At 52.8% G+C, this 26,647-nt stretch carries 17 protein-coding genes; 8 read left to right on the plus strand and 9 right to left on the minus strand.

Going from position 1 to position 26,647, the window contains the following annotated elements; genetic code table 11:
* The first annotated feature begins 178 nt into the window (after positions 1-178).
* Complete coding sequence (locus tag CLV60_RS07670) at positions 179-1,168, plus strand: helix-turn-helix transcriptional regulator (protein WP_106594782.1); 990 nt, start codon at positions 179-181, stop codon at positions 1,166-1,168.
* 100 nt (positions 1,169-1,268) lie between these two features.
* Positions 1,269-2,870, plus strand: a complete 1,602-nt coding sequence (locus CLV60_RS07675) for a Na+/H+ antiporter (protein WP_106594783.1) — start codon at positions 1,269-1,271, stop codon at positions 2,868-2,870.
* A 101-nt stretch (positions 2,871-2,971) separates the two neighbouring features.
* On the opposite strand, the gene CLV60_RS07680 is transcribed toward CLV60_RS07675, so the two are convergent.
* The 7 genes from CLV60_RS07680 to CLV60_RS07710 all read right to left on the minus strand — a co-directional run bounded on the left by CLV60_RS07680 (position 2,972) and on the right by CLV60_RS07710 (position 12,534).
* Entirely contained in the window at positions 2,972-4,105 is a 1,134-nt protein-coding gene (locus CLV60_RS07680; RefSeq protein ID WP_106594784.1) for an efflux RND transporter periplasmic adaptor subunit, read from the minus strand.
* Between the two features lie 4 nt (positions 4,106-4,109).
* Complete coding sequence (locus CLV60_RS07685; protein WP_106594785.1) at positions 4,110-8,453, minus strand: CusA/CzcA family heavy metal efflux RND transporter; 4,344 nt, start codon at positions 8,451-8,453, stop codon at positions 4,110-4,112.
* 7 nt (positions 8,454-8,460) lie between these two features.
* Positions 8,461-9,024, minus strand: coding sequence for a YceI family protein (locus CLV60_RS07690; protein ID WP_229210865.1), 564 nt, complete (start codon positions 9,022-9,024; stop codon positions 8,461-8,463).
* Positions 9,014-9,934 (minus strand): DUF5777 family beta-barrel protein, encoded by a 921-nt coding sequence (locus CLV60_RS07695; RefSeq protein ID WP_106594786.1) that lies wholly within the window; start codon positions 9,932-9,934, stop codon positions 9,014-9,016. The genes CLV60_RS07690 and CLV60_RS07695 overlap by 11 nt, the downstream gene beginning before the upstream one ends.
* A 3-nt stretch (positions 9,935-9,937) precedes the next feature.
* Positions 9,938-10,378 carry a Rieske 2Fe-2S domain-containing protein gene (locus tag CLV60_RS07700; protein ID WP_106594787.1) on the minus strand — a complete coding sequence of 147 codons (441 nt, stop codon included), beginning with the start codon at positions 10,376-10,378 and terminating at the stop codon, positions 9,938-9,940.
* An 84-nt stretch (positions 10,379-10,462) separates the two neighbouring features.
* Complete coding sequence (locus CLV60_RS07705) at positions 10,463-11,854, minus strand: sensor histidine kinase (RefSeq protein WP_170118731.1); 1,392 nt, start codon at positions 11,852-11,854, stop codon at positions 10,463-10,465.
* Positions 11,855-11,865: 11 nt separating this feature from the next.
* Positions 11,866-12,534, minus strand: coding sequence for a response regulator transcription factor (locus tag CLV60_RS07710; protein WP_106594789.1), 669 nt, complete (start codon positions 12,532-12,534; stop codon positions 11,866-11,868).
* Positions 12,535-12,753: 219 nt separating this feature from the next.
* Between CLV60_RS07710 and CLV60_RS07715 the strand changes: the two genes are divergently transcribed.
* The 6 genes from CLV60_RS07715 to CLV60_RS07740 all read left to right on the plus strand — a co-directional run bounded on the left by CLV60_RS07715 (position 12,754) and on the right by CLV60_RS07740 (position 24,935).
* A complete protein-coding gene (locus CLV60_RS07715) occupies positions 12,754-13,797 on the plus strand; it encodes a sensor histidine kinase (protein ID WP_106594790.1) in 1,044 nt (347 codons plus the stop codon).
* Positions 13,790-14,467 carry a LytR/AlgR family response regulator transcription factor gene (locus CLV60_RS07720; protein WP_106594791.1) on the plus strand — a complete coding sequence of 226 codons (678 nt, stop codon included), beginning with the start codon at positions 13,790-13,792 and terminating at the stop codon, positions 14,465-14,467. Before CLV60_RS07715 ends, CLV60_RS07720 begins: the two co-directional genes overlap by 8 nt.
* A gap of 127 nt (positions 14,468-14,594) precedes the next feature.
* A complete protein-coding gene (locus tag CLV60_RS07725; protein ID WP_106594792.1) occupies positions 14,595-15,506 on the plus strand; it encodes an ABC transporter ATP-binding protein in 912 nt (303 codons plus the stop codon).
* Positions 15,507-15,509: 3 nt separating this feature from the next.
* Complete coding sequence (locus tag CLV60_RS07730) at positions 15,510-16,286, plus strand: ABC transporter permease (RefSeq protein ID WP_106594793.1); 777 nt, start codon at positions 15,510-15,512, stop codon at positions 16,284-16,286.
* A 97-nt stretch (positions 16,287-16,383) separates the two neighbouring features.
* Positions 16,384-20,640: a T9SS type A sorting domain-containing protein gene (locus CLV60_RS07735; RefSeq protein WP_106594794.1), complete on the plus strand. Its 4,257-nt coding sequence runs from the start codon at positions 16,384-16,386 to the stop codon at positions 20,638-20,640.
* Positions 20,641-20,687: 47 nt separating this feature from the next.
* On the plus strand, positions 20,688-24,935 hold the full coding sequence (locus CLV60_RS07740; protein ID WP_106594795.1) for a T9SS type A sorting domain-containing protein: 4,248 nt from the start codon (positions 20,688-20,690) through the stop codon (positions 24,933-24,935).
* On the opposite strand, the gene CLV60_RS07745 is transcribed toward CLV60_RS07740, so the two are convergent.
* Both CLV60_RS07745 and CLV60_RS07750 read right to left on the minus strand, forming a co-directional pair.
* A complete protein-coding gene (locus CLV60_RS07745; RefSeq protein ID WP_106594796.1) occupies positions 24,932-25,507 on the minus strand; it encodes a DapH/DapD/GlmU-related protein in 576 nt (191 codons plus the stop codon). The two genes, CLV60_RS07740 and CLV60_RS07745, sit on opposite strands and share 4 nt — an antisense overlap.
* 145 nt (positions 25,508-25,652) lie before the next feature.
* Positions 25,653-26,531 carry a helix-turn-helix domain-containing protein gene (locus tag CLV60_RS07750; RefSeq protein ID WP_106594797.1) on the minus strand — a complete coding sequence of 293 codons (879 nt, stop codon included), beginning with the start codon at positions 26,529-26,531 and terminating at the stop codon, positions 25,653-25,655.
* Positions 26,532-26,647: the final 116 nt, after the last annotated feature.

The following is a 26,647-nucleotide window of genomic DNA, read 5'->3' on the forward strand; positions in this document are numbered from 1 at the left end:
TGAATATATAGGTCTAAGATAACCTTAATATTGCTGGATATCAATCACTTCCTGGTAAACGCATGGCCCGTTGGGACGTGCTGTCGTTTATCGACGAAAATGGCTGTCTGTCGACGAAATATGGCGGGTTCTTGTTTTGCTTTTATTTTACGCCTTTAATCAAAGTAGCTTGTAATACATGGCGGCAGCCCTCATCCATTCAGCCGATTTCGTACACGCAGATTCCTTTCCCAACCCGCAGTTGCTGCGCCCGCAAAACGGCGTAACGGGCAAAAAAGAGGTCGGTTCCGGTAATGGCGGGAAAGTGGGCGGCCTCAAATTCAGAAGCTGGCTGTTTCCGGATGTCCATGTGATGAACCTGCACTGGCAGGTTGGCCGGGATGTCAGCATCGTCGAAGAGAGCCGCGCCGATACGGTGAACATCAATTTCCAGATGTCAGGACATATGAATACCCGGTTCGCCGGCATCGCCAGGGAGGTGGGGATGCATCCTCACCAGCACAACCTGATTTTTTCACCCGAAGGTCACTTTCGGAATACCGTCAGGGCGGGAGAGCAGGTGGAGATGTTTCATATCAGTTTGAGGAAAAAATACTTCTCGGACCTGATTGGCTGCGATGACCGTTGGAGCGAGCATGTGCAGGAATCGCTGCTGAGAGACAGGCCTTTTGCGGGTGTGGAATCGAATGCCGGTATGACGCCCTATATGCAAAAGCTGATTGGGGACATCAAGCAAAGCGGACAATCCGGGCCAATGCAACGGCTGATGCTCCAATCGAAGGTACTGGAACTGGTCGCGCTGCATCTGGGGCAGATGCAGGCGGATACCCCGCGTGCGCCGGGGCTGACTGTTGCGGAAACAGGACGTTTGAACGAGTTGAAAACGTTCCTGGATGTACATTTCCTGGAAGATTTCAGTCTGCCGCAGCTCAGCCGGCTTTGCCTGTTGAATGAATTTAAACTCAAAAAAGGGTTCAGGGAGTTGTACGGAACGACGGTATTTGCCTACCTGCGTAAGCTGAGAATGGATTTTGCCGTGAACCTCCTCGTGGACTCTTCCCAAAGCATTGACAGTATCTCCGAAATGCTGGGCTACGAGCATTCCCAACATTTCTCGACGGCATTCAAACGCCACCACGGATCGCCCCCTTCGAGCTTCCGTTCCTGAAAACCGGTATCGGCCGACGGCAAACACAATTGTTGTATGGAGGTTTGCCGATCGCAAATAATTTGTCAACTTTCACGGTAAACCGACCGCGAAAGCTGTTATGATTGATCTGGTACCGTTTATTTTCATTGTCGCGACGCTCGCCGTCGTTTCTGTCCTGTCCGATAAAGTTCGAATACCATACCCGATCCTGCTCGTTCTGGTAGGATTGGTCATCGGTTTTATACCCGGCCTCCCACTGGTAGAACTCGACCCCGAGGTGGTATTCCTGCTGTTCCTGCCGCCGCTTCTTTTCCGCGCCGGCTGGAATACCTCTTGGCCGGCTTTCCGCGCGGCGATCAGGCCTATTTCAAGACTTTCAATCGGCTTGGTTTTCCTGACGACCTGCGCGGTGGCCGCCGCCGCCCACTATTTCATTCCCGGCATGCGCTGGCCGGTCGCATTTGTGTTGGGCGCCATTGTTTCGCCGCCGGACGCCGTCTCGGCCACCAGCATTATGAAAGGGACCGGCCTTGATAAACGTGTGATTACGATCCTGGAAGGCGAAAGCCTGGTTAACGATGCATCGGCGTTGATCGCCTATAAGTACGCAGTAGCAGCGGTAATGAGTAGTACTTTCGTGCTCTGGAAGGCGGGTTTTCAGTTTCTCCTGGTGGCGGCAGGAGGCATTCTGGTGGGTATGGCGGTAGGCTACGCATTTGCCTACATTATGAAGCGTGTCCGAAGCAATGCCATGCTGGAAGGGACGCTGTCGTTGCTCGTGCCATTTATTTCCTATCCGGTTGCGGAGGCAGTCGGTGTTTCGGGTGTTCTTGCGGTGGTCAGTACGGGCCTCATGACCTCCTGGCTTTCGCAGGAAATGTTCTCGCACCAGGGGCGCACGCTCGTGACGTCCGTCTGGGATATGATCGAGTTCCTGCTCAATGGGGCGGTTTTCGTGCTCATCGGGTTTCAACTCTCCACCATCGTACACAACACGGTGGAATATAGTTTTGCGGACTTAATCGGCTACGGGCTCATTGTCAGTGTGGTCGTGATCGTCGTCAGGCTGCTGTTCATCGTGCCCACGGTGTATTTTACGGATATGCTGTCGACCGGCGAGTACAGGCAACGGCAGCCCGGCTTTGACTGGAAAGTGGCTATTGTCTTGTCCTGGACCGGTATGCGGGGCGTGGTATCGCTGGCCACCGCTATGGCCATCCCGTTGGTGATGGAAAACGGAAAGCATTTTCCGTATCGAAAATTGATTCTGTTTGTCTCGTTTGTAGTGATACTTGTCACGTTGATCGGCCAGGGCCTATCGCTGCCTTACCTGATACGCAAACTCGGGATCAAGAGCTCGGGACAGGAAGAAGCAGAGGAGGAAACCAGGCTGCGCCTTCTACTGACCAACAGCTCACTTGACTTTATCCACGATCATTTCTCTGAAAGCAAAATGAACCCGGATGTGGCCGAACAGGTCCGTAAGTTGTATGAGTTGAGAAGCAACTGGATCAGGGACAAAAAATATGGAACACACCGGGAGTCAGCGGGAACGGCGGATTTACTAAGCCAGGTCGTTGATGCCCAACTGACCGTGACGCAATTCAAGCGGGATCTGCTGCTGCGGCTTCATCGGGAGGCTGCATTTTCCGAGTCGGCGATTAAAAAAATGGAACGGGAGCTTGACCTGGATGAAGCCAGGCTGCGCTCGCATGTGTAGGCTAACGTGTATTTGAGGGCGTTAGCCTGGCGACCTCAGATACACGGTAGAATAGCCGCCGGAGGGGCACCGGTTCCGGTCATACCTTGGATAAAGACGGTTCACTCGTCGGATTTGTTTTTCAAAAACATCAGCAGTGAGTAAGCACCTTTCGTGACACAACGTGTGCGACGGAGATCGGCAGGAGCGAGGATTTCGGTCACGCCGTTTTCGCTGTTGCCCGTTTGTACTTCCGTCATGGTAAACCCATCTTTGCCCGGGATGAATATGTACTCTTTTCCTTCAAAGCTGACGATAGCCTCATCGGGCAGGACGGTCGCGTGGCGGGATTCCACTGCAAGCTCCGCGTTCATGAATGTACCGGGCAAAAGGTCGGGCTCGTATTGCTGAAAATGGCAATGCACCTCGGCGGTACGCTCGGCGGACAGGTCTTTGCCGACCAGGATCACTTTGCAGGCAAGTTTTCGCTCCGGCCGGGAATTGGTAAAAGCCAGCACCTGCTGCCCCTTGCGGATCTTGTCAAGGTCTTTTTCAAATACTTTCAGGGCCAGATGGATATCCGATGGATTGATCAGGTCAAAAAGTACTTCGGTGGGGGCCAGGTATTTGCCGATATTCACATTGACCCGTGACACATAACCCGAGATCGGTGAGTAAATGTTGACGCTGCGCGAAATCCGGTCGGCGCCTATCTGGTGCGGATTGATACCTGCAAGCCGGAGCTTTTCGGCCAAAGCACTCACGGCCACCTGCTGGGCCCGGAAGTCGGCCTCTGCTTGCTGGTAGGTTTTATCGCTGACAGATTTGGAGCTATTCAGGCTCTTTTGCCGCTCATACTCGGTCTGCAGGTATTTGATGCGTGCACTGCCGGCGAGGTAGTCCTGTTGCAGCTGAATGTATTGCTGGTCTTCCAGCACCGCCAATACCTGTCCTTTTTGCACGTGCATTCCTGGGAGCAGGTTGGTAGATTTCAGATACCCGCCGAGCGGCGCGCTGATCGACACCATATTTTGCGGCGGCACGTCGATCCTGCCGTTCAAACGCAGTACGGATGAAACGGGCGTCACTTTCGGAAATTCCAGGACGATCCCGGCATTGCGGATTTGCTGCTGCGTCAGTTTCGCGACGTTTTCTTGTGTCGGCATTTGGGCAGGCTCCCGGTCGGCCGTTTTCGCCGTGCAGGAGGCCAGCAGGATGCCCAGCGTATTATAGATGAGAAATTTGACAGTCATCATTCGTTTATTGGCTAAGGAAATAGTCCAGTTCAATGGCATTTTGATTCAGGTTCGCGATCGTATCAAGGTATTCGCTTCTGATCGCAGTAGCCTGTGCGATCAGCTGGCTCCATTCCAGATAATTGATATTGCCTTCTTCAAGCTGGCGGGTCGCCGTCAGGACAACCAGCCCTGCATTGGGGACGGCGGAATCCCGGTAATAGCCGACGCGTTCGAGCAGCTGACGGTAATTCGTAAGCGCTGCCATGTAGCGGGCGGTAAACTGCTGGTGCTGGCTTTGATATTGCTCCCGGGCAGCCTCTCCGGCGATCTTCGCCGCACGGATACGTGCTTTTTGTGCGCCTGCGAAAACAGGTATGCCTACGCCCAACTGCGCAGCCTGAAAGCGCGGCCAGCCATTGTAGGTTTTATTGTCCGCACCGGTACCGCGCATGCTCATGTTGTTGTAAGCCAAGCTTAATTCGGGTAAAAGCCGCGCTTTTTCAATGGCGATAGCCGCGCCGGCAATATTTTGTTGCCGGCCGGCCAGCTGCATATAGGGGTGCGATAATAATTTGGTCGTGTCGGTATATCCGGTAAGAGAAAAGACAAGCGGACCGTCGAGCGGTTCATGCGGTTCCGATCCGTTTAGCAGCAGGTTGAATGTGATAAGCGCCAGTTTTTGATCCGTAGCCAACTGTCCGCGCTGCTGCCTGATCTGCCCGAGCTGCATTTCAGCGCTTGTTTTTTCGAGTACGTTGCTCTCGCCGCGGGCCAGGCGCTCATTGGCGCGCGCAGCGACCGCGCTGAAAAGGCTGTCGAGCGAGGCCAGAAGCCGGGCTTTTTGTCTGAGGTAAAGCAATGTATAAAACTGATGTGTGATGTTGCGCCGCAGGTCGAGCGCGGTGGCGGAGGCTTGCAGGACGCCAGCTTCAAATTCCTCTTCCAAAAGCGAACGCTGCCGCCGGTAAACCACCGGAAGAAACACCGATTGGGATATTGCAAACCGCGTATCGGTGTAGGCGCTGTTGATCTGCCCTGCCTCTATATTCACGGTCGTTTGCGGCAGGCTCACGGCCGTTTTTACCAGCTCCTGCCGGTAGTCTGCCCGTAACTTTTCGCTTTTCAACAGACTATTGCCTTTCGTCGCCAGGTTGATTGCTGTTTCCAAGCCGACCTCCTTTTGCGCTTGTGCGTGATCGGGCGCGAGCAGACAAGCGGAGATCAGCAGGACAACAGCGCCTGCTTTGAGGTGGAACCTGCTTTCGAATACCATATAGAGCACCGGTAAGACGAACAATGTGAGCGCGGTTGCGACCAGAAGGCCGCCGATTACGACGGTAGCCAGTGGCCGTTGTACTTCCGCTCCGGCGCCATTGCTCACCGCCATTGGCAGAAAGCCCAGTGAAGCGACAAATGCGGTCATCAGAACCGGGCGAAGCCGGTGACTGGCGCCTTCGAGTATGGCCTTTTGTATAGAGCTTTCACCTGCTTTAAGAATACGGTTGAATTCGGCAACGAGCACAATACCATTGAGTACCGCCACACCGAATAGCGCGATAAAGCCGATCCCGGCGCTGATACTGAACGGCATTCCGCGCAAGGCAAGCAGGAAAATACCCCCGATAGCCGATAGCGGGATCGCCGAGTAAATCAGCAGCCCGTCGCGCACCGAGTTGAATGCAAAATACAGCAGCACGAAGATGAGCACGAGCGACACGGGTACGGCGACCATCAGCCGTGCTTTGGCCGCATTCAGGTTTTCGAAAGCTCCGCCATAGGTGACGTAGTAGCCGGCCGGTAGCTGCAAGTTTTGGCCGACTTTGGCTTGAAGCTCGTTTACAATGCTTTGTACGTCGCGCCCGGCTACGTTAAAGCCCACCACAATGCGGCGCTTGGCATCCTCCCGCTGGATTTGATTGGGCCCTGTGACGATGCGGATGTCGGCAAGCTGTGAAAGCGGGACCTGATTTCCGCCGGGGGTAGGCACCAGCAGGTCGCGGATCCGGGCGATATTCCTTTTTTGGGCCGGACTAAGCCGGACGACGAGATCAAAGCGTTTTTCTCCTTCAAAAACCATCCCTGTACTTTGGCCAGCCAGGGCGGTGTTAACGATGCGGTTCACCGCGCCAATGGTGAGGCCAAATTGCGCAATGGTGTTTCGGTTGTACCGGATCACGATTTGCGGCAGGCCGGATACTGCTTCGACGTATAAATTACGTGCGCCATCGACACGATTGACCAGCTTACCCAGCCGGGCGGCATATAAGGCCAGCGTGTCGAGATTTTCACCGAATATTTTGCAAACCACATCCTGCCGCGCGCCCGTCATGAGCTCGTTGAAGCGCATTTGCACCGGAAATTGAAAGCCGGCCGTCACGCCGGGTACCTCCTGCAATGCGCGGCCCATTTTTTCCGAAAGCTCCGGAAAGGTGCTTGCCGATGTCCATTCGCTTTTGTCTTTCAGGATCACCATCATATCGCTCGCTTCCATGGGCATCGGATCGGTAGGGACCTCGCCGCTGCCGATTTTGGTAACGACCTTCTCGACCTCGGGGAACCGGGTCTTGAGAATGTGGGCCGCTTTGGTCGTATTGGCGATTGTGGTGGTGAGGCTGCTGCCGGTAAGTACGCGCGTGTCGACCGCGAAATCCCCTTCTTCTAACGCGGGTATGAATTCCCCTCCCAGGGTGGTGAGCGTAAATATCGCCGCAGTGAAAAGCAGTAATGCAGAAAGCATGACGAGCCTGGGCAAACGGAGCAACTTTCTCAGCGCGGTGAGGTAGCCGGCCGTAACCTTGCTCATTATCCGGTCCGACCAGTTAAGCCCGTGGTTTACTTTTTTGCTCAAAAACACCGCGCTCATCATCGGAATGTAAGTGACCGAAAGCATAAAGGCACCCAGCAGCGCAAAAGCTACGGTTTGCGCCATCGGCTTAAACATTTTCCCCTCTATACCTTGCAGGGTGAATATGGGCAGGTATACAATTAAGATAATCATCTGCCCGAATACGGCGCTGTTCATCATGCGGTCGGCCGATTCGTTGACCTGCTCGTCCATTTGGCTTTGCGTGAGCCGTTCGGTGCCTGAAAAACGGCTGCTCCGGACGATCTGATGCATTACCGCCTCGACAATGATCACGGCCCCGTCGACAATCAGGCCGAAATCCAGTGCGCCAAGACTCATCAGGTTACCGCTGACGCCGAAGGTGTTCATCATGATGACGGCAAAAAGCATGGCCAATGGAATGACTGAGGCCACCAGCAGGCCCGCCCTGAGATTTCCCAGAAAGAGGACCAGCACGAAAACGACGATCAATGCCCCTTCCAGCAAGTTCTTTTCTACGGTCCCGATGGCGTTGTTTACCATTTTGGTGCGGTCCAGAAAAGGTTCTATCACCACACCTTCAGGCAATGTTTTCTGGATCTGCGCCACGCGTTGTTTCACTGCGTTGATCACCTCGCTGCTGTTGGCTCCTTTGAGCATCATTACCACAGCTCCCGAAACTTCACCCTGGTCGTTGTAGCACATCGCCCCGTAGCGTGTGGCGAAGCCGGTCTTGACCTCGGCAACATCGCGAATAAACACCGGTTGTCCATCGGTAAGGTTTTTGACGGCAATGCTGCCGATATCTTCGAGATTTTCTACAAGCCCCTCGCTGCGGATGTAGAGCACCGAGGGGCCTTTTTCGATGTAAGCGCCACCGGTATTGGCGTTGTTTTCCTGCAACGCAGTAAATATATCGTTGATATTCAATCCCATGGAAAGCAGTTTGGCGGGATCCACTTCAATTGAATATTGTTTGAGCTTACCGCCGAAACTGCTCACCTCCGCAACGCCCTTCACACCAAGTAGTTGCCTTCGGACGATCCAGTCCTGAATCGTGCGAAGCTCGGTTTCATCGTAGCGGTGCCCATAGCCTTCCCTGGCACGTACCACATACTGGTAAATTTCGCCGAGCCCGGTGCTGATAGGCCCCAGCTCAGGCGTACCAATGCCCTGCGGGATTTGTCCTTGTACTTTGCCAAGGCGTTCGGAAACCTGTTGCCGCGCCCAGTAGACATCCACGTCATCCTCAAAAACGATCGTGACCAGGGAAAGACCAAATCGGGAGAAACTGCGTATCTCTTTCAGTCCCGAAATATTATTATTGGCCTGCTCGATGGGAAACGTAACCAACCTTTCGATGTCGGTCGCGCCGAACGATGGCGCAATGGTGATCACCTGTACCTGGTTGTTGGTGATATCGGGCACGGCGTCGATCGGCAGCCGGGTGAGCTCATAGCTGCCATAACCCATCAGCGCAAGGACCAGCAGCCCGACTATCAGTTTGTTTTTTACCGAGAAAGCGATGATTTTGTTCAGCATCGAATACCTAGGAGTTTTTCTTCAGCGTGAGAACGAACTTGTTTTTGACTGAGATGGACTCGGCGATTTTGGCGAGCACCAGGGTAGGGACCTGAATGTTGTGATCGGAAAGCCTCACGTCGAACTCGCAACTGAGTACGCATTGTCCGTGATCTATTTGCAGCTGACCTTTTAATACCCGTTTTTGCTTCACACCGTGGATATCCAGAACGCCTTCTGCGCTCACGGCGTAAGTGCCGTCTTTGCCGTAATCGATGTGCTCGCTGAACTTTCCGGCAAAGCTGGCCACCGGATATTTCCCGGTTTCCATATAGTTTTCATTGTAATGCTCCTGCATGAGCTTGTTTGGAAAACTAAATGCGCTGTGTTGCATCCGAACTGCGATTTCTCCGCTGGCGCTGCTGAGCAGCACCGCCACCTGCTGGTTTATAGCCGAAATGTTTTCCAGGGGTGTTTCCGAGAAAAAGCTGGTTTGTCCGGCTTTGGTCATGTAAATCTGCGCACTGGCACAGATGGCCAGCAGCTGACTGGCCATGAGCAGAAATGCCAATCTGAAAAGCTTAGTATCCATTGCTGTTGCTGCGTTTTTTGCTCTTGTCGAAACTGAATGTCCGGGCGACATTGAAACCATAGAAGATATCGCCGTTGCTCCATTTGCCGGTCGTCTGGCCCAGGAACTGCTTCTCGATCATGCCGCGCGAGTTGGTCAGGTGAAGCTGGAACACGTGCCCGCCGGTCTCGATGTCGAAGCCCAGGGAGAGCGTGTTGGTGTATTGCGGGTCGCGTTGTGTGGTGCCGCCAATGGTCTTGGGCGTGTACCAGTACTCGGCATTGAACGAGGTCCGCTTGGTAAGCTTGTAGCGCCCGCCCATGCCCAACGCATACACATTGTTCGCATCCAATGGCTTTTCCGCCAGGTTGCGGTGCATTACAGTGGGGGTGAGCTGCAAGGAGAGCTTTTCATTGAATTTGCGAGCGACTAATGCCTGGAATGTGTAGGTCTGGCGCTGGGTAATGGTGTAAAACGGAAGGTCGGGCGTGGAGGTACTCGCATTGTGTGCGTCGCTGGCAAAAAGCGTAACCGATACAGGCATGTTGCGCACGCCGCTCGACTGACGAAGCAGCCGGTATTTCACGAAAACGTCGATCGTTTTTTGATAGCTGCTGCGCCCGAGACCTACCATCAGCCGGTCGGTGAGGCCATATTCCAGCGCGAGGCGGATCTGGGATTCATCCAGCCCGAAAAAGTTGCCGGCCCCGGAATTGATCGCCCCGAAGCGGTGCGAAATAATGAAGTCCATGTTATTCTTACCAACGGTTTCGATCGAATGCCCGTTGATAATGCGGGTCCCTTTGAAAGTCGCTGCGGCGTAATTTACCGTGGAATCGTCGGCTTGTTCCAACTGCTTCATCAGGTCGGTCTGAGCCATTGCAACGGAGGCGATCAGACTGAAAAGGAGGACAGATGTGGTTTTGAGCATGGCTTAGGCAGTTATGGTAAGGATTTGGTTGGTAAGGGAGGTCGTGTAAACGGCTATTCCTTTCCTGCCTTCACTATTGAGGCCTTTGCCGGTATTGTCGTATTTGGCGCCGTGTGCCGTGCAATAGAAATGGTCGGTTTGGTAGATTACCTCATTCCTGCCTTCGTGGCTGCATGTTCGGGTGGCCGCAATGTAGGAGCCGGTATTGCTTCGGGCGATGACGACACCATCCTTTACGACGTATCCGCCATTGGATTTCAGGGCCGCATAAGCAGGGTCGTTCAAATCGAGGGTCATATTGGTGGGCGCGGGATTGACCCGGTCGTTGGTGCATGATTGCAGATGGCTGCCAAAATAAATTGCGGAAAGTGCAGCTCCGCCAAAGCCCAGCTTGCGCAGGAAGGCATGGCGGCTCAGGTTCTCAGCGTGTCCGGTGGAGTTCATAGATGATTAGCAGGATTAACTCTGATTGTTTTCTGTTTGAATCAAAGGTATCCCTGCCTTTCTTAAGGGATTCTCAAGGGATTCTTAAGATTGGCTTAAGATTGGAAATGAGAGCGTAACTTCGGTGCCTTTGCCGAGCTGGCTATGGATGCTGAAATCCACGCCAAGCATTTCGCACATGCGGCTGACGATCGAGAGGCCAAGGCCGCTTCCCTTCACCTCGGGATGGGACAGGGGTGCAGAGCGGTAGAAGGCATCACGTATGCGGGTGATGTCGTTTGGGTCGATGCCGATACCCTGGTCGGTGACTGAATACTGTGTCCTTTCGCCGGAAGTGGAAATCCTGATGATAATGCCTGCCGGGCCGGTCGAATATTTCACCGCATTGGAAATAATGTTGTCCAGCATGATGTCCGTCATGTACGGATCACTATATACGACGTGTGCCCCGTCTGTTTCCAGGTCTACGGAGAGCTTCTTTTCGACGATCTGCTGCTGATGCCGCACCAGGATATTACCGGTGAGTTCGGAAAGGTCCACGGCGCCCATATCCATGGCCTTCTGCTGGCTTTCGAACCGGGTTAGGAGAAGGAGTTGATCAACCAGGTGGTTAATGCGGTCCATTTCTGCGATGCAAAACGAGATTTTGGAGATGTATTCATCCGCCGATCGCGGCTTTCGTATCAATACTTCCAGGGTGCCTTTGATCACCGCCAGCGGCGTACGGAGCTCATGCGAGGCATCGGCCGTGAACCGTTTTTCCCGCTCAATCGCATGCTCGACTCGTGTCATCAGCTCGTTCAGGGTAGTGACCAGCAAATGCAGTTCATCGCGAACAGCCGGTACCGGAATGCGGCTACCCATGTTGTCGTTGGATATCTTGCTGGCCGTTTCTATCACCGTCAGCACGGGTTGTATACTTCTGCCGGCGGTGTACCGGGTGAAAACGAACAGGATCGCCAGCACCGCCGGGAAGGCGACTAAAAGCACGACTTTGAGATTGAACAGCACCCTTTCCGACTCGTCGATGGGCATCGCTACAACGATATACCCGGCGGGTTGGTTATTTTCCTTGATGGCCAGCTGCACTTGCTCTATCGTCCGTCCGTGTAAAGTGGTTTTGAAAACGGCACGATCCACGGTCGAGAAATGGAGTTTCAGCGAATCATTTTTCAGGTTGGGCGATTTATCGATAACGTTTCCCGAAAGGCTAGTGAGTACCACAAATACCGGATTGATTTCCAGTTCGCTATGTTCACGTTCCAGCCATTCCGCTTTATCGGCGAAGTAGGGCTCTCCGCGCTGGACACCCACTTCATAAAAATGCTTTTCCAACTCATAGCCCAGGTCTTTTTCCAGACGGTTGAAAACCGTGGCGCTTACGATGTAATAGATGAGCAGAAAAATCAGAGCTATCAGTAGCCCTGTGCCGAGGGTAAAGTTAAGTGCGATCCGGTTTCGGTAGGAGGAGGTCATGCGGGTGTTATTCATATTTCCTTTGCAATGTAACCTACGCCCCGGATCGTCTGGATGTAGTCTTCCTCTTTGGTGAGCCCCAGCTTTTTACGAAGCGAATTGATGTAAACGTCGATCACACCGGTATTATATTCGAAATGAATATCCCAAACGCTTTCGATGATGCGTGTGCGGCGGCATACCTTGCCTTTGTTGCGAAGGAGAAATTCCAGCAGGCCAAACTCTTTCTGCGTCAGCTTAATTTCCTGTGAATCCCTGAAAACCTGGTGGGATTGGATATCTACGACAATGGGGCCCAGCCTGAATTCGATCTGTTCGCCTGAATGCGGCCGCAATTGCACTTTGATCCGCTCCAAAAGTTCTTCAAAGCTGAATGGCTTTTTGATGTAGTCATTCGCGCCAGCCTGCAAGCCGAAAACCGTGTCCTGCACCGTATCGCGGGCGGTCAGAAATATGATGGGCGTTTTGATACCAGCTCTTCTGATTTCCCGGCACACTTCGACCCCGCTTTTACCCGGGAGCATCCAATCGAGCAGCACCACATCGTAGGCTTCCGCGAGCGCCATTTCAAGGCCGTCCAGGCCATTCGCAGCGGTATCAACCGAATAGGACTCTTCTTCAAGCCCCTGTCGGAGGAAGTTTAAGATACCGGGTTCGTCTTCGATGATCAGGATTCGCATAGGATTGCTCGTAGTACGGTAATCAGGGTATACGAAGTAAGCAAGAAGCAATGGAATATTTATCCGATGGAATCTTAAGATATTCTTAAAAGTGTGCTCACTGATACCGGCGAAAGTTGCCTGCCTGAGACCGGTCGGCACAATGCACCCGTTGACCGGTGAAATAGGGGCGTTGACGGTCTTTCTTTCGAGTAAAGCCGGAAATGGGTATTATCGCGTATGATTGAGCCGACAAAAGAAGCGTGGCAGCCGATATTGGAAAGGAAACTTCCGGTATTGTTGCATTTGCTGGGATGGGGCATTTACGCAACCCTGGTTTTTTATGGGAATTACGCACGCATGTCTCCCGCGTTTTTCTTTGTGCATTACTGCCTGGCTTTCGGCATGCATGCGGGTAGTTTTTATCTCAATTACTTATACCTGGTACCCCAATGCCTGCCCAGGTATAGCCTTGTGCGTTTTTTGGCGATGAACCTGCTCGCGGCGGTGCTGATGGCGTCCGGAGTGGTGCTGTTGGAGGATTGGCTGTTGCCCGGGAGGCATATGAGCGGGCGGATACTGGACGGCGATTTATCACCATTGCTGACGAGAATCAGCAACTACATTGTTTTTGCCCTTCTGGGGCTCTTTATCAGGTTGAGTGTGGATTGGTACAGTAAGTTACGGAAGGATAAGGAGATGGAAAATGAGTACCTGAAATCGGAACTTGCGTTGTTGAAAGGACAGATTAATCCTCACTTTTTATTCAATTCCCTGAACAATCTCTATGCGCTTTCCCTGCGTCAGGCGCCGGAAACGCCTGCGGTGATCCTCCGTATTTCCGAAATGATGCGCTACCTGCTGTATGAAACTAATGCCGGAATGGTGCCGCTGGAAAGGGAAATCGAGATCATACGCACGTATGTAGCGATGAACGAGATGCGAAGCAAGTCCGGCGAGGGGATCAAACTGGAGACTTCCGGGAACTTGCAAGCGGTGCTGATCCAGCCGCTGCTGCTTTTGCCTCTGATAGAGAATGTTTTCAAACACGGCACATCGCCCGTGATGATCACCATTCAATTGGATGGGCCTGTGCTAAGTATTCATACCGAAAACAAAATACGGGCTGCTGGTCCGGAGAGCGGCGGGGGCATTGGTATTGCCAATTTACGCCGGCGGCTCGCGCTGCTTTACCCGGGCGCACACGAACTTGCATTCGATCAGGCGCATGATACATTCACCGCTGACCTGACCCTTCAACTCAACAGCCTGGCCCATGATTAAATGTATCGCTATCGACGATGAGTTTCTTGCATTGGAAATAATCGAAAATTACGTTTCCAAATGCCCGTTTCTGGAACTTGCCGGCACTTTTTCATCTCCATTAGAGGCATTGCCATTGTTGAACGAGTGTGGGTGTGACCTGCTTTTGCTCGATATTAATATGCCTGAGGTGAACGGGATGGATTTTCTTTCGGCAATCCCGAACCCGCCGCTGGTCGTGCTTACCACGGCCTATCCCCAGTTCGCGCTGGCAGGATTCGAAGCCGGGGTGGTCGATTACCTGGTCAAACCGTTCTCTTTTGAACGCTTTTTGAAGGCCATACAAAAAGCGCAGTCCCGGCTGGCGCCGCGACCGGCAGGTGGGACTGGTTATCTTTTCGTCAGGTCGGCGCACCGGATGATCCGGGTGGATCTGGACGATATCCTGATGCTCGAGGGCAAAAAGGATTACGTAGCCGTGCATACCCAAACCCAGGTGATCGATACGCTCACTACTTTGACCGCATTTCAGGATAAGCTGCCGGTGAAAGACTTTGTGCGTGTGCACCGGTCGTTCATCGTTGCCCTGAATAAAATCAATACAATCGAGCGAAATGTCATTTACATGGGTGACAAGAAGGTCCCTGTCGGAGAAATGTTTCGCGAAGACCTGCTGCGGCGCATCGGCTGACTTTCCGGATCACATTTTTTGGTCGTTTATTTCGAAGCGTTCGAAGGCAAAAAAGGCCAGTTGGTGATTTTATTTCCGGTTGTGAAAAGGGCCTTATTCCTTTGACCCACAATCAAAAAAAACGGAAATGAATCAATGGATTATCGAAACCGAACATCTGGATTACGGGTTTCGAAAGGACGAGAAAATTCTCGATGACATTAACCTGCGCGTACCGCAAGGCAGCGTGTATGGGTTTTTGGGACCCAACGGCGCGGGAAAGACCACCACGCTGCGCCTTTTGCTGGGCCTGCTGCGCAGCGAAAATCCCAATATCCGGCTACTGGGAAGGCAGATGCCCGGCAGCCGCATCGATATTTTGAGGCGTACCGGTTCGCTTATTGAACAACCTTCGCTTTACTTGCATTTGACCGGTCTGGAAAACCTGGAAGTATTCAGGCGTGCCTACGAATGCCCGGCTAGCAGAGTCGGAGAAGTACTGCGCATTACCCGCCTTTCCGATGCTGCTCACAAAAGGACGAGGGCCTATTCACTGGGCATGAAACAACGGCTTGGGATCGCGATCGCCCTGCTGCACGACCCGGAAGTGCTGATCATGGACGAGCCCACGAACGGTCTGGACCCCAACGGAATCATCGAGATCCGCGAACTGATCCGCGATCTGAACCGGCAGGAGGGAAAGACCGTGCTCGTTTCGAGTCATCTGCTGACGGAGGTAGAAAAGCTCGCTACGCATGTAGGCATTATACACAAGGGCAAGTTGCTCTTTCAGGGGACGTTGGCCGAGTTGCAAAACTTCCAGTACCGGCGTGCATTGCTGGAAATCGAAGTGGACAACGTGACCAGGGCCGAGCAGATTCTCTCCGGCCGGTTTTCTGTTTCCGTCAACGGCGGCTCTACCATCCATGTCGGGCATACGAAACCCGATGAGGCGGCATTGATCAACCACATGCTGGTAGGCGGGGGAGTAGGCGTGAGCCGCTTGTCTGCCACGGGTAACGACCTCGAAAAACTTTTTCTGGACATCATTTCAGCTTAACCGATGAATACGAAATTTTTTGCAAATACAACGGCGGAGTTTATCAAAACGAAAAGAAGCTTCGCGCTGTGGCTGACGATCCTGGCTGCGCTGTTTATTCCCGCGATCAATGTTGTTATCCTGTTGGAAAGGCCGGAAATGCTGCTGGCCAAATTTGAACAAACTCCCTGGCTGACGTTCTTTCGGTTCAACTGGAAAAATGTAGCCGCCGTGATCCTGCCGATGTACATTATATTGATCACCAACCTGATCGTGCAGATCGAATTTCGGAACAATACGTGGAAGCAGGTGTATGCTTCGCCTCGCTCGTTTGCCGATATTTTCTTTTCGAAATTGGTCGTGATCCAGGTGCTGGTACCGTTCTACATGCTTTGCTTTGATGGGTTTGTCGTTCTGGCGGGGTTGCTGGTGCACAGTGTAAACCCGGCCTACCGGTTAACAGCAAGCAGCATCGATTGGAACAGTTTGCTGATGATATCCGGCAGGGTATACCTGGGCTGTCTGGCTGTTTCGGTTATCCAGTACTGGCTGAGCCTGCGTTTTCGGAACTTCGTTATTCCGCTTGGCCTTGGGCTGGGTTTGTGGATCACCGGCATTGTGCTGATGGATTGGGATAAAATCATCTATTATCCCTACGTGTATTCCACATTTATGTTTTTCATTGACTTCGACAAAGAGCCGCAGCAACTCGTGGTAATTGTAACTAGTTCTATTGCCGCGCTCGTGCTGTCGGTGAGCATTGCCTATTACGATATGAAACACCGGCCAGAAAGAGGATAGGGAGCAGCAAAGATTTTTTAGTAGTTAACTGGTAGAATTACTTTTGGTTACAACCGGGCATTTTGATTATGTTTGGTATTCCATATTCCACTTCTCTATGAAAAAATTTTGCGTGCTGTTTGTGTTGAGTTTGATTGCCAGTATTCCCCTTTTTGCCCAATCTCCTTCCATTAAGATTACCTATCCCGGAACGGCGTGTCTGAACGCTGTCCAGAAGATACAGGTGACTGTTACCGGCAAGTACAATGTGGATAACCAGTTCACCGTGCAAATCCGTAAAGGCGATAACCTGCCTGTGATTTCTGAAATCCCGGCACGCCTGGTCGATGATAGAATTGAGGTGGTGCATTCCGATTCCAGCCTTTCGATTCCCCGGTATGTGCAAATGCGTGTTGCGACCAATTCGCCCAAAACCGAAAGCAACTGGGTGAATGTCGATATTCACACCAAAGGGAGCGTGAACCTGGCCCTGGCGGCTTCGGACACGATCAATCCCGGGGAGGATCTGACGCTCAAATTCACGGCATTCACCAAAAGCACGGCAACGGTCACGCTCAACGATAGCTCCTATTTTACGCTGTCGTCGTTTGAGGAAGGCTATTTTGTGAACCTCCAATATAAAGGCGCCAACACAACCGCTCCATTTTACATCGCACACGCCGAGAATGTGTGCGGCCCGATGAAAGTAAGCGGCCAGGTGAAGGCAACGTTGAATCCGACGTCGCTGCGGACGCTGTCGGTTTCACCGCAGGCGGTATGTGAAGGAAGCGAAATTCGCGTCAACTTCGCCACGTCAGGCCCGGCACTACCGGCGAGCACGAAGTACCGATTGCGGATCAGCGTTTTTCAGGGAGACCATTCGAACGTCAAAACAGTAGAAGTGCCCGCCCAACTGAAAGATAATGTGCTGGTGGCCACCTTTCCGACATCGTTTAACGTGACCTCGCGGGCCGAGTACATGCTCAGGATCATCACCGAAAATCCGGCGCTCCTGGGTGCCAATACATTTTTCGATTTTGTGGTTTATCCGCGCGGGTCAGCCGTGATCAATACCCCCAGCAAAACCATTGAAATGGGGGAGAAGCTGCCGGTCGGAATCACCTTTTCGGGTATCGCGCCCTATTCGGCGACGTTGCAGGACGGTACGGTGATCTCGTCGTCGCAGACCAACAGTCAGATAGATGTCCGGCCCGAAAAGACGACTTCTTACGCCATTAAAAGTGTTGCAAACGGCTGTGGCGTGCAGACAGTGACTTCCGGACCTACGATGGTCGTGACGGTCAAGCCCGGTATCGCGATGGAACCCTCGGTGGGCGAGCGTTTTTTTTGCGCGGGTTCGAAAGGCAAAATCCGGATGCTGTCGAATATCGCGGTCGGCGATGGTACCACGTTCACGGTCAACGGCATTGTGAACGAGCAGAAGATTTATGCATTCCCTGCAAAAAAAGTCGGCGATTACCTGGAATTTGATATCCCCGTATTGCCGAAAGGCACCGACCTGGCTCTGGGTTACGACAAAATAGGGGCGTTTTACATTTCCAGCAGCAATCCTTCCTATAAATCGGGCTATTACTATGATTACGGGATCAGAAGCATGCCTGAGATGGTGGTACTGCCGCATTCGGTCCTGAACTACAAGAATCCTTCCGAAGCAGGATTCGGATATGGGTTGTACGGAAACGGGCCTTTCAAAATCGAAGACGCAGCAGGTAAAATTTACAATATCGATGGCTATTCGGCCTGGTACCCCAACTTTTACATGAATAAAACACAGGATTTTAAGCTGAAATCAATCAGTAATGCCTGTTTTAAAAACGAAACAGTTCCTACTGTCCGCCTCACGCTCGATACGGCGGGCGCCGCTCCGGGGATTTATGTTCAGCCCTTGGATAAGGTTATTTGCAAGCAGGACAGCCTGGAAATCACTTTCATCAAAACGGGGACTTTCAATACGGGGAACGTCTTCAAAATAGAAGGTTATATCGATTGCTGCACGTTTCAAACGCTGGCCACTGTGAGCAAGGATGGCACGCATAAAATCAAGGTGCCGGTGAGCCAGGGACAGTCTGGCTATCCGAACTTCCGGGTGGTTTCCTCGAACCCCGCGATCACCAGCAACCAGTTTGAAACGCAAATGCAAGGCACGCCGACGGATTTCAACATCAATCCCCCGGGTACACGCGAGGCACCCGTGGAGTACCTGCAAGGACAGGAGGTGTCATTGTGGGTTTCGAACCGCGAGGGAGGACTTTCCGCATTCACCTACTCCGACGGCACCGGCGATCATACACAGGAATTGAACTCCTCGGTTTCTCACGCAGTCGTGCAGCCGCCTGTGGGGGTTGTGAGCGCCTATACCATCAAATCGGCACGGAATCAGTGCGGGAGTTTTCCGGTGAACCTGACGACCTACGTCCGCGTGGTACCTTATCGCATTGTGATCTCGGCCGGGGAGAGCGGCTCGCCATTGCCGGCCTGCCGGAATGGGAGCCTGGTCGTACCCTTCGTGATTCTGGACGGTGACGCTTCGAAGGCTACTTTTTCGTTGCAAATAGCCCGTGATAAAACTTCCGAATTTACCGATCTGGCAACCGGGCTGACGTCCCGCACATTTTCCATCACGGTTCCCGAGTCCGTTGCGCCGGGCAGATACCAGATGCGGGTTGCGTCTTCTGACGGCAGCGTTTCCAACGCGGTGGACCTGGTGATCGGTTCGGCGCCGTCCGCAACGATCAGCTCTACCGAGAAAGATCCGATCGTGCTCAATCCGGGACAGGGCATTTACGCCATGGTCAACTTTACCGGAACGGCGCCATGGACGATGATCTACGAAAACAGCGAAAAGCAAAGCACCGATAACAATCCTTATCAACGCCCCATTTCAGCGATTGCACAAAAGGACTTTTCGCTGATCTCGGTTTACAACAATTGCGGTTACGGGTCGGTATCGGGTAAAGTTTCTGTGAAAGTGAATCCGATATTAAGCGTTTTGCCACTTCAGGACGAAGTCTGTGAGGGCGCGACGGTTCGGGTTTTTTACCAGTTGCAGGGTGACGCTTCACTCGATAAGGATTACATTGTTTTCGAGCTGGTGAACACCCGGACCGGCAAAGTCACCGGTGTGGATTCTACACGCGTACGGGCAGGCACGCTGGCGTTGAAAATGCCTGCCAACCCGGGCGACGATTATTACCGGTTCCGGGGCGTGGTACGGAGCTATAAGCTCTCTACGAGCACCGCGTTGACGATCAAGACGAAAGTCGATGTATCGATTATCGGCAACACGACGACTAACCCCGGAGAAAGTGCCCAGATCCAGATCCGCAGTAACAAGTCTGCCAATGAAGCGATTAATTACCGCCTGTCCGACGGGCAGACCGGTACTTTCTACGGCGGCAGCGGGAATTCCGAGTTTTTCCTGAAAGTAAGCCCGACCAAAACAACTACTTACACGCTGGCATCGGTGGACAATGGCTGCGGCGAGGGTAAAAAGTCGGGAAGCGCTACGGTGGAAGTCAATCCGCCAGGCGAGCGGACGGTAACTGTTACAAGTTGGGAGCCATCCGACAACTCGGCGTTTTGCCTGGGCGATGCGATCCTGGTTCACTATGCGCAGAAAGGCAGTTTTTCGGCAGGAAACAAGATGACCGTGCAGTTTTCCGATACCACAGGCCGGAATTTCAAATCGGTGACCACTACGGGCAATGCCTCTCCGCTGAAGGCCATCGTTCCCGCCGATTTCATCCCCGGCAAACAATACCGCATGCGGGTAGTAGCTTCCGACGCGGGAACGGGCAGCGGTGCTTACGAATTCCCGCTGTCGCCCGGCACCAAGGCTGGCGCACGTTTTGCTTCCGAATCCATCATTCAGGACGTTTCCGGAGCGGCCAAGCTCGTGGTGCTGCTGTCCGGCACGGGGCCTTGGGATTACCAGGTGGGCAGCCCGTTGGGCATTAAAACCGAATATGCGACCTCCGCTACCGATACGATATTCCTTTATGAGAAGCCGCTGGCCGAGTATTACAAAATATTACAGGTGTCCAATCGCTGCGGCCCGGGCGCGGTCGAGAAGCCGGACGTTGTTCAGGTGGAAGTGATCACGGGCGAGCCCTCGCCGAGTGTTACACGCGTGACCGTCGCGCCCAATCCGGCAGACAACCGTTTGCTGATCAAATTTCCGGATGCTGCCGAAAGGACAATCCGGCTCGTCAATGCGGGGGGTGTTCCAATGCTCGTCAAGCGCAGCTCACTTTTGGAAGACGAGCTGAATATCAGTCAGCTGCCTGCCGGTATTTACGTGTTGAGTATTGAGGGTAAAAACTTTAAATCGGCGCACAAAATCATCAAACGGTAGGGTAATACCAACCTGCTTTTTTTACAGCCATTGAAAAACATCAACTTATGAAGCATATTTTGCGGGGACTGCTGGTGCTGATCCACCTTTCGTTTTTTGCCAGGGCACAAACACCGTCTGTTACGGTAAGTAATACCGAGCTGGCATGTCTTGGAAAGGCGCATCGGATTCCGGTTACGATTACCGGCAGTTTCAATGCCGATAATCAGTTTTCGGTACAGGTACGTGAAAGTGACAAGCCGATGGTTCTGGCAACTTTGCCAGCGGTTTTGAAAGGCGAGAATATGGAAGTTGTGTACCAGGATTCGACGTTGTCGGCATTTGGGATGCTGCAATTCCGCATTATCTCGTCTTCACCCAAAACCGAAAGCAACTGGTCTTATTTTAAAGTGCATTCCAAAGGTACAATCGAACTTGCTTCCGCTATTTCCGATACGGTCAATCTGGGAGAGGAACTGGTTTTGAAATTCACCACTTTCAGCAGCACCGAAGTCGATTTAACGCTCAACGACGGCACTCAGCTGGAATTAACGCCGTATTCGCAAACGGGTTTCACGGCCTACCACACGATAGGCGCCCACACCACAGCGCCGTTTTCGATCCGTACCGCCACCAACGCCTGCGGGGCCATGCGTACGAGCGGAACGGTCAAGCCCGTAGCGAACCCGACCTCCGTGCGGACGCTCGCGGCCGATGCATTCAATGTGTGTGAAAATAGCCAGGTCAGGATTGCATTCAATACGATCGGGTCGGCGCTGAAACCGGGTAACAAATACCGTGTCAGGTTCCGGTCGTCGGACTCTTCCCCGTATGTGACAGTCAAAACCATGGAAGCACCCGCCGAGCTGAAAGACGGCTGGGTGGTAACCCGCGTGCCGGATAACCTGAATCTGACGGACAAAACCAATTTCAAGGTGATCATTATCGCCGATGAGCATGGCATTGTGGGCTCGCCCGGTGACTTTGTATTGACCGTCCACCCCAAGCCGCAGGTGAGTTTTTTTACACCGGATACCCGCATTGATTTGGGGGCCGAGACGCGGGTAGGTGTTATTTTCAAAGGGGTGCCTCCTTTTTCGGTGCAATTGGGCGATGGTTCTGCCATCACCGCAGATTATTCGGGAGAAGTGTACGTGTATAAAAGTCCGGATAAGACCACCGCTTACAGCATTCAATCGATGTCGTCGGGATGCGGCGTTACCAGCCTTCCTGCACCCGCGCGCATGACCGTGACCGTCGGGCAGGGCATTTCGCTGGTTCCCGCGGGCAATCCGCAAATATTGTGTGCCGGTACCCGCGCCAGGGTGAAGATCCGGGCGAACGGCAATTTCAGCGCAGGCACATCCTATACGGTACATGCTGTTTACGGGTCTTCCAAATCCTTTTCATTCGCAGCTACCCGTGACGGCGATTACCTCGAATTTCTGATTCCCGAGCTCCCATCCGGAACGCCGGCCGAGCAGCTTTACGATGGTTTGAATAATATGTACGTGAGTACGCAGAGCCCGGCGCTGAAATCCAATCCGTCCTATATTTTCCTGATCCAGAGCAAGCCGCAGATCGTATCGGGCACCAGCGATTATACATTCGATGAGCCGGGCCTCAAAACGCTGAACTACAAACTTTACGGTAAATGGCCGTTTACAATCGAGGATGAGGCCGGGAACCAGATCGTCGTCAAAAATGACTGGTGGGCACCCGAAGTATATCTGGACAAGACGAAGGATTTTAAAATCAAGTCGATCAGCAACGCATGCTTCAAAACTGAAAATATTCCCGCTACGCGCCTGACACTCACGAACAACACTGCGCCTGGCTTGTATCTCGAACGCCTTCCGGCGCGCATTTGTGCGGACGACAGCCTGGAAGTGAAGATTTTAGCGCCCGGCAATTTTGGAGCGGATAATGAGTTTCAAATCCAGGCCTATGCAGAGTGCTGTAATTTCACGACGTTAAAAACCGTCAAATCGGGAGGGAGTTATAAAGTAAAAATTCCGGCGAGCCAGAACGGTTATACCTATATGTCGGGTATCAAAGTGGTGTCCAAGAACCCGTTCCTGACAACTGAAACTTACCAGTTCGGTGTCGATACGCCTTTGACGGACTTTGTGGTCAATCCGGCGTGTACCCGTGAGCAGCCCGCCATGCTGCCTGATAATGGCGAATGGTCGGTGAATTTCTCGGCCAAGGGAGGCGGGGTGTCATCGGCTGTTTATTCCGACGGCAATGCCGAACATACCCTTGTGTTCGGAGAGCCCTATCAGGCCATTATTCCGATTACCTCGACGCCGGGTACCACCACAGTTTACACGCTCAAATCCATGGGCAACAGCTGCGGCGTGCGGCAGGCGAATTTGTCGACTTATATCAAAGTACTGCCATACCAAGTCAAAATCGCGAGTTTCGATTTTACAGTCAACCGGTTTTGTGCAGGGAACCAGATCCGTGTGCCGTATTCTTTTGCCAACGGGAGTCCGGGTGACGGCGTGACGTTCAGTATGGAGCTCTCGCGTGCGGACGAGCTGAATTACCGCGTGATCGCAAGCGGTGAGCGCTCCAATCTCATTAGCGGGGTACTTCCGGCGAGACTGGCGGAGGGGAATTATAAAATACGTATCGTGTCGTCCGACGGCGTCATTTCCAATACAGCCGATTTTTTCGTGGGTGTATTGCCCAGCGCCACCATTTCGAGCGATCTACCGCAGCCGATCACCGTTCCCGGCAACCGTTATATCGAGCTCGATGTACAGTTTGCGGGAACCTATCCGTGGACGGCCGTTTATGAGGATCATACCAGCCAGACTGCCACCCACAACATCAAGCGGAGGGTTTATCCAACCCAGGGAGGCACTTTTGAGCTTAAAACCGTCTACAACCAATGCGGTTACGGCACGGTTTCCGGAGCGGTGGTTGTGAAGGTACCTCCTTTGTTGACGGCTACCACCGATAATTACACCGCCTGCAACGGCAAGACTTTTACCGTGGATTACGAGCTGTCAGGAGATACCGAGATGGGCGACGGCTACATTGCATTCGAGCTGATCGACCCGCAAACTTCCAGGGTAATCCCGCTGGATTCGACAAAGGTCAGAAAGGGTTCCATCAATCTGAAAATGCCATCGAACCTCACCGGCGACTTGTACCAGCTCCGTTGTACTTTCAAAAAAGGAGGGTTGTCGACAGATTTCTTTGTTTACATTACACGCCCGGTGAAAGTGACGCTCAGCGGTAATACGGTGATTAACAATGGCGGGCAAACCGCATTGATCCTCCGTACGGATAATACCGTGCCGGAACGGGTCTATTACGAGCTGTCGGATGGTACAAAAGGCTCATTTTTGGGTGGTTCGGAGCATTACCTTACCGTCAGTCCAGCGACTACTACGACATACACGCTTGTATCCGTTTCGAATAGCTGTGGAGCGGGCACAGCGGCGGGTAGTGCGACTGTGGAAGTGAATCCGCCTGCTGCACGTACTGTGAGCGTGTCAAGTTATGGGTCTGTGAATATGGGGCTATGCGTAGGAGATTCCATCCTGGTTTACTATGCGCAAAACGGAGCATTTACAGCCGGCAACATCATGACGGTCCAACTGTCGGACACTACCGGGAAAAATTTTCGGGCCATTCCTACCGCCGGCAAATCATCGCCGCTCCGTGCATTGCTTCCGACGGATTTATCACCGGGCAAAGGCTACCGGCTGCGCGTAGTGGCATCCGACGCGGGGACAGCCGCCGGCGCCTATCCTACACCATTGATGACGGGCGAGAAAGCTATCGCGCGCTTTGCGTCGGATTTCGTGCCCTACAAAGAAGGTATTGACCCGGTAGCCGTCGTACTGCTTTCGGGCAGCGGACCGTGGCAATACGACCTTGTCCTGGGCAACAGCAACCGGCAAACGTTTTACACCACCAGCGCAGTCGATTCCATCGTGTTGCGGCAGGCATTACCGGGGCAGGTTTATAATCTGCGGAATGTGTATGGCCAATGCGGCTCTGGCACAGTCGGTACGCCTTCCAATGTGACGGTAGCATTGGTCACCGCCGAACCGCGGCCGGTGGGCAGCCAGGTGGTTGTCGCTCCCAATCCGGCGCGGGATTACCTGCAAATTACTTTTGAAACGGCCCTGCCGCGCAGCATTGTGCTGCGCGACAGCCGGGGTACCAGTATTCGGGCGAAGCAGGTGCGGGGCCGGGAGGAAAACCTGGATATCCGGAGTTTGATGCCGGGCGTGTATTTGTTGCAGGTGGAAGAAAACGGAAGGAAGCAGGTGTTCCGGGTGGTGAAGTATTAGTGTGCCAAATGGTCTTTAACGACCTTCGCCGGGATGCCCGCTACCACGGTGTTCGGCGGCACATCGCGACTTACCACCGCACCGGCGGCCACCACCGCATTTTCTCCCACCGTAACACCCGGCAAAATAGTTGCACCGGCACCAATCCAGGCGTTTCGTTTGATATGCACTGGTTTGGGGATCAGTGCCTGGCGGTCCGACGGGTCGAGCGGGTGATTTTCGGAAGTAATATTCACGCGCGGGCCTATCAGCACGTCATCTTCGATGGTAATGCCGCCAATATCCAGGAACGAGCAGGCGTGATTTATGAATACGTTTTTGCCGAGTGTCGTGAACTGCCCGAAATTGGTGTAGAACGGCGGAAAAATGGTGGTCGACTCGTCGATCCGGGTGCCGAAAATCTCGCTGAGCCGGTCACGTACCTGATCGGTATCAGTCGCCTGCGCGTTCATTTGTGTGCACAAGCGTATGGTTCGGGCGACTACCTTTCCGAAGTCGTCGTAACCGGGATCGTCTTTGCGTATTGTCTCACCGGCGCGCATGCGATCGAAAATGTTGGTGTTGCTTTCCATTGTTTTTTAATGCTATTCTAATTCTTAGCTAGCTCCATATCATACATGCATTTTCATCATAGATTTTCTTACTGATGATCTGTGACAAAGGTAGCCCGTCAGGAGACATTGGCGGTAAAGACAATCAAACCGATCATTAAGAATTTCAAACTGCCTCCATTCTCAGCGATCTCGGGTTTGTACCGGTCAGGCGTTTGAAAAAGTTATTGAAATAGGTAGGATATTCAAAACCCAGCGCATAGGCAATTTCGGAAATGTTCCAGTTCGTGTGCTGCAAAAGCGCCTTCGCCTCGGTCACGATCCGTTCTGTAATGTGGGATGTGGTGGGCTTGCCGGTGACCTGCTTGACTGCGCGGTTGAGGTAGTTGACGTGCATATTCAGGTTGGTTGCATAGTCCTGCGCCGTTTTCAATTGCAGCGGCCGGTCGGCACTTTCGATCGGGAATTGCCTTTCCAGAAGTTCCAGAAACACGGAGGTGATACGCCCCGCCGCATTCTTCTGCTGATGGAAGTTTTCAGACGGTTGCAGTTTCAATGCTTCGTGAATGATCAGGTTAATGTAGTTACGCATCAGGTCGTCTTTAAATGCATAGTCGGCCTTCTGTTCTTCTATCATTCTCTGAAATAGGGTATTGAGGAAGTCGCGCTGCTGCTCGGAAATGTGCAGGATGGGCGTGCCGCCGATTTTGAAGAGCGGTGACTGTTGCAGCCTTTCCGTACGCTCGGTTGCGTTCAGGAATTCCTCTGAAAACAGGCAGGTGTACCCCACATAGCTCGTCGATAGTGTTTCCCACGAATAAGGAATATGCGGATTTCCGAAAAACAGCACGGTGCCGTCGGTTTCGAAGCTTCGGTCGGAATAGTGTATTTTGCTTTTTCCCGTAGTCAGGCAGATCTTGTAAAAATCCTTACGGCTGTACACGCGTGTGGCATTGCCGTCTTCTTCAATCTGAAACACGTTGAATCCTTTTAACTTCAACTCATTGTTGAACTCGGATAAGCGGCGGTGCTTGATATTTTCCATTTCGATGCATTAAGAATTACATGACAATAGGGTCTGGTCATGACAAAAATAGCAAAGCATTGAGCAAACTGAATCTGCGACATGGCCATCTGGCCCGTTTGGTTTGAAATTCTTAA

The sequence above is a fragment of the Dyadobacter jiangsuensis genome (genome assembly GCF_003014695.1).
In the GTDB taxonomy this organism is placed as follows: domain Bacteria; phylum Bacteroidota; class Bacteroidia; order Cytophagales; family Spirosomataceae; genus Dyadobacter; species Dyadobacter jiangsuensis.

Bases quoted from the DNA above. Each gene is read 5' to 3' on its own strand.
- CLV60_RS07725 (WP_106594792.1), top strand. From the start codon at position 14,595: ATGAATCAATGGATTATCGAAACCGAACATCTGGATTACGGGTTTCGA.
- CLV60_RS07730 (WP_106594793.1), top strand. From the start codon at position 15,510: ATGAATACGAAATTTTTTGCAAATACAACGGCGGAGTTTATCAAAACG.
- CLV60_RS07710 (WP_106594789.1), bottom strand. From the start codon at position 12,534: ATGCGAATCCTGATCATCGAAGACGAACCCGGTATCTTAAACTTCCTC.
- CLV60_RS07705 (WP_170118731.1), bottom strand. From the start codon at position 11,854: ATGACCTCCTCCTACCGAAACCGGATCGCACTTAACTTTACCCTCGGC.
- CLV60_RS07700 (WP_106594787.1), bottom strand. From the start codon at position 10,378: ATGAACTCCACCGGACACGCTGAGAACCTGAGCCGCCATGCCTTCCTG.
- CLV60_RS07720 (WP_106594791.1), top strand. From the start codon at position 13,790: ATGATTAAATGTATCGCTATCGACGATGAGTTTCTTGCATTGGAAATA.
- CLV60_RS07745 (WP_106594796.1), bottom strand. From the start codon at position 25,507: ATGGAAAGCAACACCAACATTTTCGATCGCATGCGCGCCGGTGAGACA.
- CLV60_RS07735 (WP_106594794.1), top strand. From the start codon at position 16,384: ATGAAAAAATTTTGCGTGCTGTTTGTGTTGAGTTTGATTGCCAGTATT.
- CLV60_RS07675 (WP_106594783.1), top strand. From the start codon at position 1,269: ATGATTGATCTGGTACCGTTTATTTTCATTGTCGCGACGCTCGCCGTC.
- CLV60_RS07715 (WP_106594790.1), top strand. From the start codon at position 12,754: ATGATTGAGCCGACAAAAGAAGCGTGGCAGCCGATATTGGAAAGGAAA.
- CLV60_RS07750 (WP_106594797.1), bottom strand. From the start codon at position 26,531: ATGGAAAATATCAAGCACCGCCGCTTATCCGAGTTCAACAATGAGTTG.
- CLV60_RS07695 (WP_106594786.1), bottom strand. From the start codon at position 9,934: ATGCTCAAAACCACATCTGTCCTCCTTTTCAGTCTGATCGCCTCCGTT.
- CLV60_RS07740 (WP_106594795.1), top strand. From the start codon at position 20,688: ATGAAGCATATTTTGCGGGGACTGCTGGTGCTGATCCACCTTTCGTTT.
- CLV60_RS07690 (WP_229210865.1), bottom strand. From the start codon at position 9,024: ATGGATACTAAGCTTTTCAGATTGGCATTTCTGCTCATGGCCAGTCAG.
- CLV60_RS07685 (WP_106594785.1), bottom strand. From the start codon at position 8,453: ATGCTGAACAAAATCATCGCTTTCTCGGTAAAAAACAAACTGATAGTC.
- CLV60_RS07670 (WP_106594782.1), top strand. From the start codon at position 179: ATGGCGGCAGCCCTCATCCATTCAGCCGATTTCGTACACGCAGATTCC.
- CLV60_RS07680 (WP_106594784.1), bottom strand. From the start codon at position 4,105: ATGATGACTGTCAAATTTCTCATCTATAATACGCTGGGCATCCTGCTG.